This window comes from Mycolicibacterium moriokaense (assembly GCF_010726085.1).
GTDB classification, from domain to species: domain Bacteria; phylum Actinomycetota; class Actinomycetes; order Mycobacteriales; family Mycobacteriaceae; genus Mycobacterium; species Mycobacterium moriokaense.
Map to the genome: position 1 here is coordinate 1,459,589 of NZ_AP022560.1, position 12,848 is coordinate 1,472,436.

At 68.2% G+C, this 12,848-nt stretch carries 16 protein-coding genes and 1 riboswitch; of the genes, 6 read left to right on the forward strand and 10 right to left on the reverse strand.

Features of this window, described 5'->3' with window-relative positions:
• Positions 1-5 precede the first annotated feature (5 nt).
• The 4 genes from G6N43_RS07150 to G6N43_RS07165 form a co-directional block, all read right to left on the reverse strand.
• Entirely contained in the window at positions 6-1,376 is a 1,371-nt protein-coding gene (locus tag G6N43_RS07150) for a transglycosylase family protein (RefSeq protein WP_163658040.1), read from the reverse strand.
• 10 nt (positions 1,377-1,386) lie between these two features.
• Positions 1,387-1,570: riboswitch (cyclic di-AMP (ydaO/yuaA leader) on the reverse strand.
• A 248-nt stretch (positions 1,571-1,818) separates the two neighbouring features.
• The gene (locus G6N43_RS07155) at positions 1,819-2,085 is read right to left on the reverse strand and encodes a MoaD/ThiS family protein (protein ID WP_083149177.1); all 267 of its coding nucleotides are present in this window, start codon (positions 2,083-2,085) and stop codon (positions 1,819-1,821) included.
• Between the two features lie 18 nt (positions 2,086-2,103).
• Positions 2,104-3,153, reverse strand: coding sequence for a GTP 3',8-cyclase MoaA (moaA, locus tag G6N43_RS07160; protein WP_083149176.1), 1,050 nt, complete (start codon positions 3,151-3,153; stop codon positions 2,104-2,106).
• Entirely contained in the window at positions 3,150-3,563 is a 414-nt protein-coding gene (locus G6N43_RS07165; protein ID WP_083149175.1) for a YccF domain-containing protein, read from the reverse strand. The genes moaA and G6N43_RS07165 overlap by 4 nt, the downstream gene beginning before the upstream one ends.
• A gap of 153 nt (positions 3,564-3,716) precedes the next feature.
• Here G6N43_RS07165 and G6N43_RS07170 point away from each other — a divergent pair, with 153 nt between their 5' ends.
• Both G6N43_RS07170 and G6N43_RS07175 read left to right on the forward strand, forming a co-directional pair.
• Positions 3,717-4,127, forward strand: coding sequence for a cold-shock protein (locus tag G6N43_RS07170; RefSeq protein WP_083149174.1), 411 nt, complete (start codon positions 3,717-3,719; stop codon positions 4,125-4,127).
• A gap of 250 nt (positions 4,128-4,377) precedes the next feature.
• Positions 4,378-5,382, forward strand: coding sequence for a glutathione S-transferase family protein (locus tag G6N43_RS07175; RefSeq protein WP_083149173.1), 1,005 nt, complete (start codon positions 4,378-4,380; stop codon positions 5,380-5,382).
• On the opposite strand, the gene G6N43_RS07180 is transcribed toward G6N43_RS07175, so the two are convergent.
• Together G6N43_RS07180 and G6N43_RS07185 are read right to left on the reverse strand one after the other, a co-directional pair.
• Complete coding sequence (locus G6N43_RS07180; RefSeq protein ID WP_083149172.1) at positions 5,367-5,861, reverse strand: DUF2771 domain-containing protein; 495 nt, start codon at positions 5,859-5,861, stop codon at positions 5,367-5,369. The two genes, G6N43_RS07175 and G6N43_RS07180, sit on opposite strands and share 16 nt — an antisense overlap.
• Positions 5,858-7,555 carry an MFS transporter gene (locus G6N43_RS07185; protein ID WP_083149171.1) on the reverse strand — a complete coding sequence of 566 codons (1,698 nt, stop codon included), beginning with the start codon at positions 7,553-7,555 and terminating at the stop codon, positions 5,858-5,860. Before G6N43_RS07185 ends, G6N43_RS07180 begins: the two co-directional genes overlap by 4 nt.
• An 89-nt stretch (positions 7,556-7,644) precedes the next feature.
• Between G6N43_RS07185 and G6N43_RS07190 the strand changes: the two genes are divergently transcribed.
• On the forward strand, positions 7,645-8,442 hold the full coding sequence (locus G6N43_RS07190) for a DUF3027 domain-containing protein (protein ID WP_083149170.1): 798 nt from the start codon (positions 7,645-7,647) through the stop codon (positions 8,440-8,442).
• On the opposite strand, the gene G6N43_RS07195 is transcribed toward G6N43_RS07190, so the two are convergent.
• Together G6N43_RS07195 and G6N43_RS07200 are read right to left on the reverse strand one after the other, a co-directional pair.
• A complete protein-coding gene (locus tag G6N43_RS07195; protein ID WP_083149169.1) occupies positions 8,439-8,894 on the reverse strand; it encodes an SRPBCC family protein in 456 nt (151 codons plus the stop codon). The two genes, G6N43_RS07190 and G6N43_RS07195, sit on opposite strands and share 4 nt — an antisense overlap.
• Before the next feature lie 28 nt (positions 8,895-8,922).
• Positions 8,923-9,162, reverse strand: a complete 240-nt coding sequence (locus G6N43_RS07200) for a DUF2530 domain-containing protein (protein WP_083149168.1) — start codon at positions 9,160-9,162, stop codon at positions 8,923-8,925.
• Between the two features lie 60 nt (positions 9,163-9,222).
• Between G6N43_RS07200 and G6N43_RS07205 the strand changes: the two genes are divergently transcribed.
• From G6N43_RS07205 to G6N43_RS07215, 3 genes are read left to right on the forward strand one after another with little or no spacing between them, the layout of a single operon-like run.
• Positions 9,223-9,654 (forward strand): Rv0880 family HTH-type transcriptional regulator, encoded by a 432-nt coding sequence (locus tag G6N43_RS07205; protein ID WP_083149167.1) that lies wholly within the window; start codon positions 9,223-9,225, stop codon positions 9,652-9,654.
• Positions 9,651-10,469: a TrmH family RNA methyltransferase gene (locus G6N43_RS07210; protein WP_083149166.1), complete on the forward strand. Its 819-nt coding sequence runs from the start codon at positions 9,651-9,653 to the stop codon at positions 10,467-10,469. Before G6N43_RS07205 ends, G6N43_RS07210 begins: the two co-directional genes overlap by 4 nt.
• A gap of 9 nt (positions 10,470-10,478) precedes the next feature.
• Positions 10,479-10,751, forward strand: coding sequence for a DUF2537 domain-containing protein (locus G6N43_RS07215; RefSeq protein WP_083149165.1), 273 nt, complete (start codon positions 10,479-10,481; stop codon positions 10,749-10,751).
• A 5-nt stretch (positions 10,752-10,756) separates the two neighbouring features.
• Here the strand turns inward: G6N43_RS07215 and sepH are convergent, their stop codons facing one another.
• Both sepH and serC read right to left on the reverse strand, forming a co-directional pair.
• Positions 10,757-11,536 carry a septation protein SepH gene (gene sepH / locus G6N43_RS07220; RefSeq protein ID WP_083149164.1) on the reverse strand — a complete coding sequence of 260 codons (780 nt, stop codon included), beginning with the start codon at positions 11,534-11,536 and terminating at the stop codon, positions 10,757-10,759.
• An 86-nt stretch (positions 11,537-11,622) separates the two neighbouring features.
• A complete protein-coding gene (gene serC, locus G6N43_RS07225) occupies positions 11,623-12,735 on the reverse strand; it encodes a phosphoserine transaminase (protein WP_083149163.1) in 1,113 nt (370 codons plus the stop codon).
• Between the last annotated feature and the right edge of the window lie 113 nt (positions 12,736-12,848).

Below are 12,848 nucleotides of genomic sequence, written 5' to 3' on the forward strand. Positions count from 1 at the left end.
CAGGCTCAGGCCGGGGGCAGAGGTGCGGGCGCAGGCGGCGGGAGTGCAGGATCCGCGGGGAGCTGCCCCGGCGCCAGCGGTGCCTGGCCGGCTCGGTCCGGAGTCGTGAGCGGCCGCTGCGTCAGCGCCAGCAGCGCATCCTTGCCGGTGATCTCCTGGGTCTGGATCGCGTGCCAGATCTCCTTGAGGTACGAGACATTCGGCGTATCGGACGTGACGGCGGCGCGGTCGGTCGTCGTCCCCGGATTCAGGTTCTCCGGGCTCACCAGGTGCGGGACCTCGGCGGGCACGGGAAGCTCACCGGAAGCGGCCTGATTCGCCGCATCGAACGCCGCCTGCGGGACGTCGACGTCGTTGAGCACTGCCAGCGGGGCGGGCGCGGGAGCCGGGGGAGCGGCCGGGGGCACGGGCGGCAGCGCCGGGGCCGGCTCGAGCGGCACATCGGCGTGCAAAGCCCACAGCGGTGCCTGCTCATTCGGCGTTGCGACATCCCAATTCGCGACGGTCTGCACGTCGACAGGAGGCGGCGGCGGAACGGGAGCGGCCAGCGCATCGATCGGCGGTTCGGGCGCCGGGGCCGGCGCTGGAGCCGCGGGCGCCTCGGGCAGCGGTGCGGCCAGCGCGTCCACTTCAGGAACCGCGGGAGGCGGCGGGGGCGGCGGCGGAGCGAGCGGCGGGGCAACCGCCTCGTTGATCGCTGCTGCGGCCATCGACTGGACAGGCGGCGGTGCCGGCGCCGGAGGTGGCGGCGGCAGCGGTGCGGCCAACGCATCGGCAGGCGGCGGAGCCACCGGATCGACGGGCGCGGGCGGCGGCGGAACCGGTGCGGCCAACGCCTCGATCGGTGCCGGGGGTGGCGGCGGAGCCAGGGGGTCGACCGGCGCGGGCGGCGGTGGAACCGGTGCGGCCAGCGCATCGAACGGCGCGGGTGGCGGCGGAGCGAAGGGGTCGACCGGCGGCGGCGGGACGTTGTTCAAAGCCTCGGGCGCATCGTTGGCGATGCTGCGCGGGGTCGGCCCGGAAAGTGGACGGCCGCAGGACGGCCAGGCGCCCTTGCCCTGGCTCGCGAGCACGCGCTCGGCGACAACGATCTGTTCTTCCTTGGAGGCCAGATACGCGGCGGGCGCGAACTCGCCGCCGCCGTTGCTGGTCCAGGTGCTCGGGGAGAACTGGAGTCCACCGTGGTAGCCGTTGCCGGTGTTGATGGCCCAGTTGCCGCCGGATTCACAGCGGGCGACCTGATCCCATTCGCTGTCGGTGGCTGCGTTGGCCTGGCCGGCGAGGGCGAGGCCTCCGGTGCCGATGACCGCCCCGGTGAAGGCGACCTTCGCGACGTTTACGGCCGATGCAGTGGGCTTACGGTGCCGTCCACTCATAGGTGCGCTGATGTCCTCTCTTCGGCGCCCGCGAGGTCAGCTGTCGGGTTCGGGCTGGAGAGGTTGCCCGGCCGGCGGCGTCGAAACGATGCCGGCTTCACCCCAAGGAGCCGAAAATCCGGCTCCAGGTCCTTCCGTTCGGTGGACCGGTGGGTCCCCCGCCTCCGTCCAAAGTTGTTCGTCGTTGGCTGGGTCCCGACTGGACGGAGCTCGGCGCGATCGGGGCACAGCGGGCCACTCGATTGGGGTCGAGGGGCTTGGGGTGACCGTAACGGCTGTGCCCGCGAGCGTCATCTTTTGCCGATAACGGCGTTTCCGGCTGCGGCAAATCCTAAAGAAGCTCTAAACCCGCAGGAGTTTTCGCCGTTCTCGCAGGTGTCTCCGGCAGGCCTCCGCGCCGTAGCCAGTTTGTGACCATTCCGTTATGTGATGTATATCACGATTAACCGCCAGCGAAAGGCGGAAGAACGTCGATCGTCTGCGCGTTGTTCAGCGCCACATCCGTGTCGCGGACGGCCACGCCGTCGCACAGAAACGAGCAGCGCATCAACACTTTCGCGAGTTTCGCGTCGCGATCGCTGAGTTGATCGACGAGTCCGGCGAGCGTCGTTCCCGGCCGAATCCGGATCGTCTCCGCTTCGTTACCCGCTGCCGCTCTCGCCGCGGCGTAAAACCGCACGGTCACCTCGACGGTGGTGGTTGTCGTCATACCTACGTGTCCTTGCCCCTACCCGCCGATGGCGCTCATCGGGCGGTCGGGTTGCACGAAGCCGGGGTCATTGATGCCGTGCCCGGCGGCCTTGGTCCACATCGCGGCGCGCCACCCCGCCTCCAGGGCGTCGTCGTCGGCGCCGGTTCGCATCAGTCGGCGCAGGTCCGTTTCCTCCCGGGCGAACAGGCAGTTGCGGACCTGGCCGTCCGCGGTCAAGCGGGTCCGGTCGCACGCCGAGCAGAAGGCGTGCGAGACCGACGCGATGATGCCGACCGAACCGCGATCACCGTCGACCCGCCACAGTTCCGCTGGCGCCGATCCCCGCGGCGCCGTATCCGGCGTGAGGTCGAAGTGTCTGCGCAGCGCCGCGAGGACGTCGTCGGCGGCGATCGCCTTACCGCGCTGCCACTGGTGGCCCGCGTCGAGCGGCATCTGCTCGATGATGCGCAGCTGGTACCCGTGGTCGACGCAGAACCGCAGCAGTTCGACGGCGTCATCGAGACCGGTGTCGGGATCCAGCACCGCATTCACCTTGACCGGATTCAGTCCGGCGGCCTTGGCGGCCTCCAGCCCGGCGAGGACGTCGTGCAGGCGGTCGCGACGGGTGATGCGGCTGAACCGCGCGGCGTCGACCGTGTCCAGCGAGACGTTGATCCGGTCCAGCCCCGCCTGCTTCAACGCCGCGGCGCGTTTGGCGAGCCCGATCCCGTTCGTGGTCAGGGTGATCTCGGGGCGCGGCCGTAGCGCGGCAGTGGCCGCGACGATGCCCTCCAGGTTCTTGGCGACCAACGGCTCGCCGCCGGTGAAGCGCACGCTGGTGATCCCGAGTCGTGTCACCGCGATGCGCAGCAGCCGGATCAATTCGTCCGGTTTCAGCAGTTGCTCGCCCGGCAGCCAGTCCAGACCGTCGGCGGGCATGCAATAGGTGCAGCGCAGGTTGCAGCGGTCGGTCAGCGACACCCGCAGGTCGGTGGCGATGCGGCCGAAGGTGTCGACGAGCGGGCCGTCCGCGGGCGCCTCAACCGCCGGGCGCAGCGACGGCACACCCAGGTCGATGACCGTCATGCGGCGGCCCCGAGCGGGCGGTTGGCGGCGCCGATTGCGTCCACCGGAACGATCTCCTTACCCAACGGCACCAACGAGATAGGCACCATTTTCAGGTTGGCCAGCGCCAGCGGGATGCCGACGATCGTGACCGCCATCGCCACCGCCGAGACGATGTGGCCGACGGCCAGCCAGATGCCGAACAGGATGACCCAGATGACGTTTCCGATCAGCGCGCCCGGACGGGTGCCGGGTTTCTCGATGACGGTACGACCGAATGGCCACAATGCATAGGACGCGATCCGCAGGGACGCGAACCCGAACGGAATCGTGATGATCAGGACGAAGCAGATCAGGGCCGCCAGCAGGTAGCCCAGGGCCAGCCAGAGACCGCCGAAGAGCAACCATATGACGTTCAGGATCAGACGCATCTTTCCTCCAGCGGTGGTTCCAGGGTACCGAGTAAAGGGGGTGAGGCAGGGTGGAGGGCCGAGTAAGATCACGATCGACGCGTCCCGGCGCACGGGACGCTTTCCTTATGTTCAGTGGTGTCAGGGCTTTAGAAGACAAGCAGGTGAGGACCAGTGCCGACCGGCCGGGTTAAGTGGTATGACGCCGAAAAGGGTTTCGGCTTTCTGTCGCAGGAAGAGGGCGAGGACGTCTACGTCCGCTCCTCCGCGCTGCCTGCCGGTGTCGAGGGGCTCAAGGCCGGACAGAAGGTCGAGTTCGGCATGGCCGCAGGCCGGCGTGGGCCGCAGGCGTTGAGCGTGAAGATCATCGAATCGCCACCGAGCTTGACGCGCACCCGCCGAGAGGCCGCCGCCGCGGAGCACAAGCACACACCCGACGAGCTGCACGGCATGGTCGAGGACATGATCACGCTGTTGGAAAGCGCCGTGCAGCCCGAGCTGCGCAAGGGCCGCTACCCCGACCGCAAGGTCGCGCGACGGGTGTCCGAGGTGGTCCGCGCCGTCGCGCGCGAACTCGACGCCTGATCCCCGGCCCCTCCGCCGAATCTGAACCTATGCGCGGAAACTCGTCGCTTCGGGCTGCACAAGTTCAGGTTCGGCCAGACGCGTGCAGAGCTTCGCGCGTCATGGCTTCGATACCCGCAAATGGCCAGTCCACGTTGATTGGACGGCGTCATGGCCTGCGTTCCCGCCCGCGAAACTGAGGTTGTGCGGCCAGATTCGCCCTTATCTCCTATGTATGTTCAGATTCGGCGCAGCCAGGCATGCTGGAGGCATGAGCTATGTCGCCAGCGGAGGCGAGTTCAACCGCGACACGAACTACATCACCACGCGAATCACCGCCGACGGTCGCGACGGGTATCCCGTCGAGTCCGGCCGATACCGGCTGGTGGTCGCGCGCGCCTGCCCGTGGGCCAACCGGGCGATCATCGTGCGTCGGCTGCTGGGCCTGGAAGACGCTCTCTCCATTGGCTTTTGCGGACCCACGCATGACCAGGACAGCTGGACATTCGACCTCGACCCCGGCGGCGTGGACCCGGTCCTGAAGATCCCGCGGCTGAAGGACGCCTACCTCAAGCGTTTCCCGAACTATGAGAAGGGCATCACGGTGCCGGCGATCGTCGACGTGCCGACCGGTGAGGTGGTGACCAACGACTTCGCCCAGATGACGCTGGACTTCTCCACCGAGTGGACCGAATTCCACCGCGACGGCGCGCCCCATCTGTACCCCGAACCGCTGCGCGACGATATCAACGAAGTCGCCCAGCGCATCTACACCGAGGTCAACAACGGCGTGTATCGATGCGGGTTCGCCGGTTCTCAGGACGCGTACGAAAAGGCCTACGACCGGTTGTTCACCGCGCTCGACTGGCTGTCCGATCGGCTGGGGAATCAGCGATACCTGGTGGGCGACACCATCACCGAGGCCGATGTGCGGTTGTTCACCACGCTGGCCCGGTTCGACCCCGTCTACCACGGCCACTTCAAGTGCAACCGCAACAAGCTCTCCGAGCTACCGGTGCTGTGGGCCTACGCCCGCGACCTGTTCCAGACCCCGGGTTTCGGCGACACCATCGATTTCGTGCAGATCAAACAGCACTACTACATCGTGCACTCCGACATCAATCCGACGCAGATCGTGCCGAAGGGTCCGGATCTGTCGAATTGGCTCACCCCGCACGGCCGGGAGGCGTTGGGCGGCAGGCCGTTTGGCGATGGCACTCCGCCTGGGCCGACGCGCGAGGGCGAGCGGGTGCCCGCCGGTCACTCCGCGGGCTGAGGCCAGACGGTCCGTACCGACCACTCCGCGTGCCACGACGGATGTTCGTTGCCCTCCTCGTCGACGACAATGGTGGGCAGCTGCACGACGAAGCCCTCCAGCTTGCCGCGATGCGGATCCACGGTCGGAATGGTCACCGCCAGTTTGGTGTCCGGCGCGAACTCCTCGAGCACGTCGGATCCTTCGTACTTGCGCCCGAGTAGCCAGGGCGCTCTCGATATCTCTGACGGCACGGACAACTGCACGGGATGCTTCGCGTCGACAGCGAGTTCGCCTACGGTTTCCGGGTTTTCGCAGTCGTTGAGATCGACGACGTTGCAATAGCTGTAGGGCCCGACCCGCACGAGTTGGCCATCGGTGTAGGCGCTGATCTCGGGATGCTGCGGCGGCGGATGCTGTGCGAGCCGCCAGATCAGCACCCCGCTCGCAGAGGACGCCACGATCACCACGGCCGCCAGCGCGGCTACGACGCGCTTCACTCCTGCGTCACCGCCGCACCGTCGGGGCGCCGCCCGCCCTCCTGTTCGGCGACCACCGGACGGTTACCGCCGAGGCCGGGTATCAACGAATCGCCGCGGTAGCTCACCACCGTCTGCGCGAGGCCGACGATCAGGACCGCGCTGACACCGGTGAACCCGACCCACAGCTGGGTGTAGATCAGCACGCCGATCGCGCCGCCGGCCACCCAGGCCAACTGCAGCAACGACTCCGAACGCCCGAAGGCCGATGCCCGTGATCGTTCGGGCAGGTCGTCCTGCAGGGACGCATCGAGAGACGCTTTGGCGATGGCGCTTGCCCCGGAGGTGATCAGGGTGGCCACGGCGGCCACCAGGAGGTTGCCGCTGACGGCGGTGGCCAGCGCGCTCGCGGTGACTGCGATGGTGCAGCGGACGACCACCTGCGCCGGGTGGCCGAGCTTCAGGCGTGCGCTGGTGAAGTTGCCCGCGAAGTTGCCGATCGCGGCGGCCGCGCCGATGAGGCCGAGGATGCGCAGCTGCTCCCAGCCGCTGGCGTCGTGCGCCTTGGCCACGAAGGCCGGGTAGAGGAAGAGGAAGCCCACCATCACCTTGATGGTGCAGTTACCCCACAGCGCGGTGATGATGTTGCGGCCCAACGGTTGTCGTGCCGACGACGAACCCTTGTGCGGTTCGGGATGGCGGCGCAGCTCACCGGTGCGACCGTGGTAGCTCAGCGTCGCGGGCACTTCCCCTGCGGTGACCTCGACCCACTTCGGTATCCGCATCGACAGCGCCGCGCCGGCAACCGAGACGGCGACGACGACGTACAACGCCCCCGGCAGCTCGAACACGCGGAACAGGTACTGCGCGGCCGCGGCGACGGCGCCGCCGACCATGGTCCCGCCGAGGAGTCCGAACGTCGTCAGCCGGGAGTTCACCCGCACCAGGTCGATCGTCGGCGGCAGCACACGCGGCGTCATCGCGCTGCGCAAGACGCTGAATGACTTGGACAGCACCATCATTCCCAGGGCACACGGGTAGAGCACCCACGACGGGAAGCTGCCGGTGGCGCCGTCGAAGTTGCCGATCAGCACCAGCACGAGCACGGTGCGCAGCATGAACGACGTGGCGAGTGCGACGCGGCGGCCGTGCTGCAGCCGGTCCAGCGCCGGGCCGATCAGCGGGGCGACGACGGCGAACGGCGCGATGGTGATGAGCAGATACAGCGCGACCCTGCCCTTGCTCTCGCCGGAGGCCGCGGCGAAGAACAGGGTGTCGGCCAGGGCGATGGCCATGGCGGCGTCGACGGCGAAGTTCGCGACGACCGGCCACGTCAGCGCGGTCAGCCCGGACTTGTCGGCTCCGTCGGCGGTGGCCGCGCGATGCACCAGGCCGTACATCTTGGACCCCATCTCACGGCTGCGCTGCGCCGCGGCGCGCGTGACGGTCACCCGGTGGCCCGCCCCGGCCCCGACCGTATGCGGCGGCGGCGCGGACGTGTGTGGCCGCGCCGGTTCGTCCAGCGGCGGTAGCCACCGGTTGGCACTTGGCGTGGGGTCGGACCGGCGCGACCGGCGGTAGCCACCGTCGATGGGGTCACTGGGGTAGTTGGCCATCCCCGGGTGCTCGCGCGCGTCGGACGGCGGCCGCGGAGGGTAATAGCGAGCGTCACGCCGACCAGCCGGGTCCCTGTCATCTCGGCGCGGTCCGGTCACAGTGAAGATTCTCCCCTATCGGGGCGACAGTGGGCGTGCAGCCGACCGGTGTGGCTAGCCGCACCGCACGTGGGGCAAAATTGGGCGCAATGGACAGCGTGACGGAATCTGCCGAGCAGGGCGCGGGGTCTCCGACGGAGGACCCGGCGCCCCGCCCGGACCTGGAGACGGTGCTGCTCGGCGCCGTCGACCTCGCGCGCGCGGCCATCGTCGAATTCAGTGGTGAGGACACCGTCGGGGAGTACCTCGGCGCCAGCTTCGAAGATCCGACCGCTGCCACCCACCGGTTCCTCGCCGATATGCCCGGCTACCGCGGCTGGCAGTGGGCCGTCGTCGTGGCCGCGTGTCCCGGCGCGGATCACGCCACGATCAGCGAGGTCGTCCTCGTCCCTGGTCCGACGGCATTGCTCGCCCCGAAGTGGGTGCCCTGGCAGGACCGGGTCAGGCCCGGCGACCTGAGCCCCGGCGATCTGCTGGCACCGCCGATCGATGACCCCCGACTCGTGCCCGGTTACATGGCCAGCGGGGACCCGGCCATCGACGAGGTCGCCGCGGAGGTCGGCTTCGGCCGCAAGCAGGTACTCAGCCCGTGGGGTCGCGCCGACGCCGCCCAGCGCTGGCACGACGGTGAGTTCGGTCCCGGTTCGGCGATGGCGCGGTCGACGCGTCGCGTGTGCCGCGACTGCGGCTTCTATGTCCCGCTGTCAGGGTCGCTTGGGCTGATGTTCGGTGTGTGCGCGAACGAGATGTCCGCCGACGGTCATGTGGTCGACTCCGAATACGGTTGCGGCGCGCATTCGGATACACCGCCGCCGCAGGGCAGCGGTTCGCCGCTCTTCGACCCCTACGACGACGGCGTGCTCGACCTGACCGAACCCGTCGACTAGTTTTCGGCCGCGGCCTTGATCCGCGACAGCGATTCGTTCATCCCGTCGACGAGTTCGCGTTCGAAGTTGGGCACACCGCCCATCAATGCGTTGACCGAAAGGTTGGAGAAGGCCGACACCCCGTTCTCGGCGTGGCGACTCTCGATGACCCGTGTTCCGTTCTCCGTCGGCTCCAGTTCGTAGGACCAGACCGTCCCGTTCTGGTCGACGCGAAACGCCAACTTCTTTTCGGGGATGAACTCCGTGATACGACTCGTCGTCGGCCAGAACAGGAGGTTACGGCGATTGAAATTCAGCGTCCTGCTGCCCTGCCGCAACGGACCGCCCAGTGCCTTCATCAACCGGCACTGCGGGCTCCACTGCGGCATCAGTCGTAGATCGGAGATCAGCGACCAGACCTTCTCGACGGGGGCGTTGATTTCGATCTGCGCCTGCAACAGCGGCTCTGCCATCGCTACCTCCTCGGTGCATCAAGCGAATTCAGTCGAGTCCTGTCTGCGCGCCGCGTGATCCGCGCCGCACGGCCCGACGTTGCCACAGAAAGATCGATGTGCCAAGCACGCCGACGCCCAGCCCGGCCACCGTGAACGGCCGGTACTCGTTAAATGCCGGCACCGTGAACGCCAGCACCGTGGCGATCAACCAGCCCGCAGTGATCACGACGATCACCGGCCACTGCTTGAGCAGGGCGGGCGGCAGGGGCGGGGGTTGTGGCGTCATCGCCTTCGAACGTAGTCCATTACGGCTCGTTCCCGAGGCCCACTAGGTACTCTTTGCGTCGTGAATGAGCCCGACGGCCGCCTGGCGAACGATCTTTCGCTGGCCGTCATCCGGCTGGCTCGTCAATTGCGCTTCCAGCGTCCGGATTCCCACGTTTCGCTTTCGCAACTGTCGGCGCTCTCCACGCTTGCCAAAGAGGGCGCGATGACGCCGGGTGCATTAGCCGAGCGCGAGCGGGTTCGGCCGCCGTCGATGACGCGTGTCATCGCCTCGCTGTGTGAACTGGGTCTTGTTGCGCGCACGGCACATCCGGTCGACCGACGTCAGATCCTGGTGTCTCTGTCGCAGGCCGGTTCTGAGCTGATCGAGGCGGAGCGCCGCGCGAGCCAGGAGTGGCTGACGCAACGGCTGGCCAAACTCGACGACGAACAACGGGAGGCGCTGTTGACCGCCGCCGACCTGATGACGGCCATAGTCGACGAAAGCGCGTGAGCGTCAACGTAATCGACGTCGCAGACCCCGCAGACCCGCGGCTGGACGACTTCCGCGACCTCAACAGTGTCGACCGCAGACCCGACCTGCCCACTGGCAAGGGCTTGGTCATAGCGGAGGGCGTCCTTGTGGTGCAGCGGATGCTGATGTCGCGGTTCACGCCGCGCGCCATGCTGGGCACCGACCGGCGGCTCAACGAGTTGGCCGGCGACCTGGATGGCGTTGCGGCGCCGTACTATCGCGTGACCGCCGACGTGATGGCAGACGTCGTGGGGTTTCACCTGAACCGCGGTGTGCTGGCGTCGGCGTCGCGTCCACCCGAGCTTTCCGTACCAGAGGTACTTGACGGCGCACGCACGATCGCCGTCCTTGAAGGGGTCAACGATCACGAGAACCTCGGCTCGATCTTCCGCAACGCCGCCGGCCTCGATGTCGACGCGATCGTGTTCGGCAGCGGATGCGCGGACCCGTTGTACCGCCGCGCCGTTCGAGTGTCGATGGGTCACGCCCTGCTGGTGCCCTACGCGTGGGCGCCGGATTGGCCGCAGGACCTGGAGATGCTGCGGGACAACGGATTTCGCCTGTTGGCGATGACCCCGGACCCGGCTGCCCGCACACTGGCCGACGCGATGTCCGACGTCGTCGACAAACGGGTGGCGGTGCTCGTCGGCGCCGAGGGGCCGGGGCTGTCCGAACGTGCCATGCGCGCCAGTGACATGCGGGTGCGCATCCCCATGTCGCGGGGCACCGACTCGCTCAACGTCGCGACCGCCGCTGCCCTCGCGTTCTACGAACGGTCCAGGCTCGCAAGCTAGATTGAACCGGTGACCGACGACTCGACCCCGTGGGCGATGGGCCTGACGGTCGCGGCCTTCGTCGCCGCCGTCATCGCGGCAGCCATCATCGTGTTGAGCCTGGGGCTACTTAAGGTGCATCCGCTGCTGGCCATCGGCCTCAACCTGGTCGCCGTCGGCGGCCTCGCTCCGACCGTGTGGGAGTGGCGCAAGCGACTGGTCTGGCGTTGGTTCGTGCTTGGTGCCGCCGTCGGCGTGGTGGGCGCGTGGATCGCGGTGTTCGCGATCGCGATCGGGCAGTAGCCAGCTCAGCGCTGTCCGCCGGACCGCACGCCCAGCAGCACGTCCTCCCACGCAGGCACCGGCGGCTTCCCCTTGCGCGCTCGCGGCTTCGGGGCCGGTTCCGGTTCGGGCTCGAGGTCCAGTTCGGGCTCCGGGAGCGGTTCTGGCTGCGGCTCGGCTTCCAGCTGCGGGACCGCGGCGACCGGTCGCAACGGACGCGCGAAGTTCGGGTCGATGAGCTCGGCCCCCGCATCGTCGAGCGCGGTCACCGTGCCGCCGTGCGCGCCGGGGGTGAACCGGAAGTGCGCCACGTTGTCGGAGAGTCCCGCTTTCCACGCCATCTGTACGGTCCAGCGCCCGTCCTCGTTGCGCCAGGCGTCCCAGTTGGTGGCCTCGGCGCCGAGTCCGCGCGCGATCAGTGACGTCGTCACCGTCTCCAACAGCGTCAGCACCGAGGGGCCGTCGGCCAGCACGGGGTGCGCCGCAGTAGCCAGCTCGGCTGCGCGCGAACGCTCCAGCAGTACCGGATGAGCGAAGCGCTCGACCCGTGACACGTCGACTCCGGAGGCCGCGGCGACCTGTTCGACGGATGCGCCGGCGCGAATCTTGGCCTGAATCTCCTTGGGGCGCAGCGTGCTCGGCGCCTCCTCGGTCTTGGAAGGATCCTGAAGAGCGGACTTGTCGCCGCGCGCGGCGGCGCGCAACCGGTCGTCGGGCAGCAAGAGGAACTTCTCGCCGGAGTCGTCGGCTTCGCAGATGATTTGTTTGCCGTCGACGTCGAGCCCAACGACTTTGAGTTTCCGCATGTCGACCTCCTCCGGGCGTCCACGATGCCCGATCAGAGCGACCCTACTGCGTTATCTGCCTGTTACCAGGTAGACACGCGGGCAGGTCAGAGGCGTTCTACGACCCAGTCGATGCATGCGGTCAGCGCGCTGACGTCGTCGGGGTCGACGGCGGGGAACATGCCGACGCGCAACTGGTTGCGACCGAGTTTGCGGTAGGGCTCGGTGTCGACGATTCCGTTGGCTCGGAGCGTCTTGGCCACCGCCGCCGCGTCGATCTCGTCGGCGAAATCGATGGTGCCGACCACCTGCGACCGCAATTCCGGATCGGCGACGAACGGGGTGGCGAACTGCGCTGCCTCCGCCCAGCCGTACAGCCGCTGCGACGAGTCCGCGGTGCGCTTGACCGCCCACTCCAGACCGCCGTTGCCGAGCATCCATTCGATCTGGTCGGCCAACATGATCAGCGTGCCGATCGCGGGCGTGTTGTAGGTCTGGTTCTTGAGGCTGTTCTCGATCGCGATCGGCAGCGACAGGAACTCGGGCACCCAGCGCCCCGACCCCGCGATGGCCTCGACCCTGGCGAGCGCGGCGGGGGAGAAGATCGCGATCCACAGGCCGCCGTCACTGGCGAAGTTCTTCTGCGGAGCGAAGTAGTAGGCGTCGGCATTGGTGATGTCGACGGGCAGACCGCCGGCCGCTGAGGTGGCGTCGATGGCGATCAGCGCGCCGTCGGAGCCCTCGGGCCGCTGCACGGGAACGGCGACACCCGTGGACGTCTCGTTGTGCGCCCACCCGATGAGATCGACGGACGGATCCGACTGCGGCTCGGGGGCGCTGCCGGGATCGGCCTTGACGACGACCGGGTCGCCGACGAAGGGGTTCTTGGTCACGGCCGAGGCGAACTTGCTGCTGAACTCCCCGTAGGTGAGGTGCAGCGAGCGCTTGTCGATCAGCCCGAACGCCGCGGCGTCCCAGAACGCGGTCGCGCCGCCGTTGCCGAGGATGACCTCGTAGCCGTCGGGCAGCGAGAACAGCTGGCGCAGCCCGTCGCGGACCCGGCCGACCAGGTTTTTGACCGGTGCCTGCCGGTGCGAAGTCCCGAACAGATCGCCCGCGGCGGCCAGGGCTTGCAGCTGCTCAGGACGCACTTTGGAGGGTCCGCAGCCAAACCGGCCGTCACGGGGCTTGAGGTCGGCGGGGATGGTGAAGTCGGCCATGGGGGCAAGCCTAGTGACCGGGCTCGTGGGGCTTTTGTCGGGAGTGCTCGGGCGAGACTTGGAGCACAAATTTCAGGAAATGTGGGTATACGACCCACGCTGGAACCAATTTG

Coding starts and splice junctions, on each gene's coding strand:
- G6N43_RS07150 (WP_163658040.1), bottom strand. CDS start 1,376: ATGAGTGGACGGCACCGTAAGCCCACTGCATCGGCCGTAAACGTCGCG.
- G6N43_RS07155 (WP_083149177.1), bottom strand. CDS start 2,085: ATGACGACAACCACCACCGTCGAGGTGACCGTGCGGTTTTACGCCGCG.
- moaA (WP_083149176.1), bottom strand. CDS start 3,153: ATGACGGTCATCGACCTGGGTGTGCCGTCGCTGCGCCCGGCGGTTGAG.
- G6N43_RS07165 (WP_083149175.1), bottom strand. CDS start 3,563: ATGCGTCTGATCCTGAACGTCATATGGTTGCTCTTCGGCGGTCTCTGG.
- G6N43_RS07175 (WP_083149173.1), top strand. CDS start 4,378: ATGAGCTATGTCGCCAGCGGAGGCGAGTTCAACCGCGACACGAACTAC.
- G6N43_RS07190 (WP_083149170.1), top strand. CDS start 7,645: ATGGACAGCGTGACGGAATCTGCCGAGCAGGGCGCGGGGTCTCCGACG.
- G6N43_RS07195 (WP_083149169.1), bottom strand. CDS start 8,894: ATGGCAGAGCCGCTGTTGCAGGCGCAGATCGAAATCAACGCCCCCGTC.
- G6N43_RS07200 (WP_083149168.1), bottom strand. CDS start 9,162: ATGACGCCACAACCCCCGCCCCTGCCGCCCGCCCTGCTCAAGCAGTGG.
- sepH (WP_083149164.1), bottom strand. CDS start 11,536: ATGCGGAAACTCAAAGTCGTTGGGCTCGACGTCGACGGCAAACAAATC.
- serC (WP_083149163.1), bottom strand. CDS start 12,735: ATGGCCGACTTCACCATCCCCGCCGACCTCAAGCCCCGTGACGGCCGG.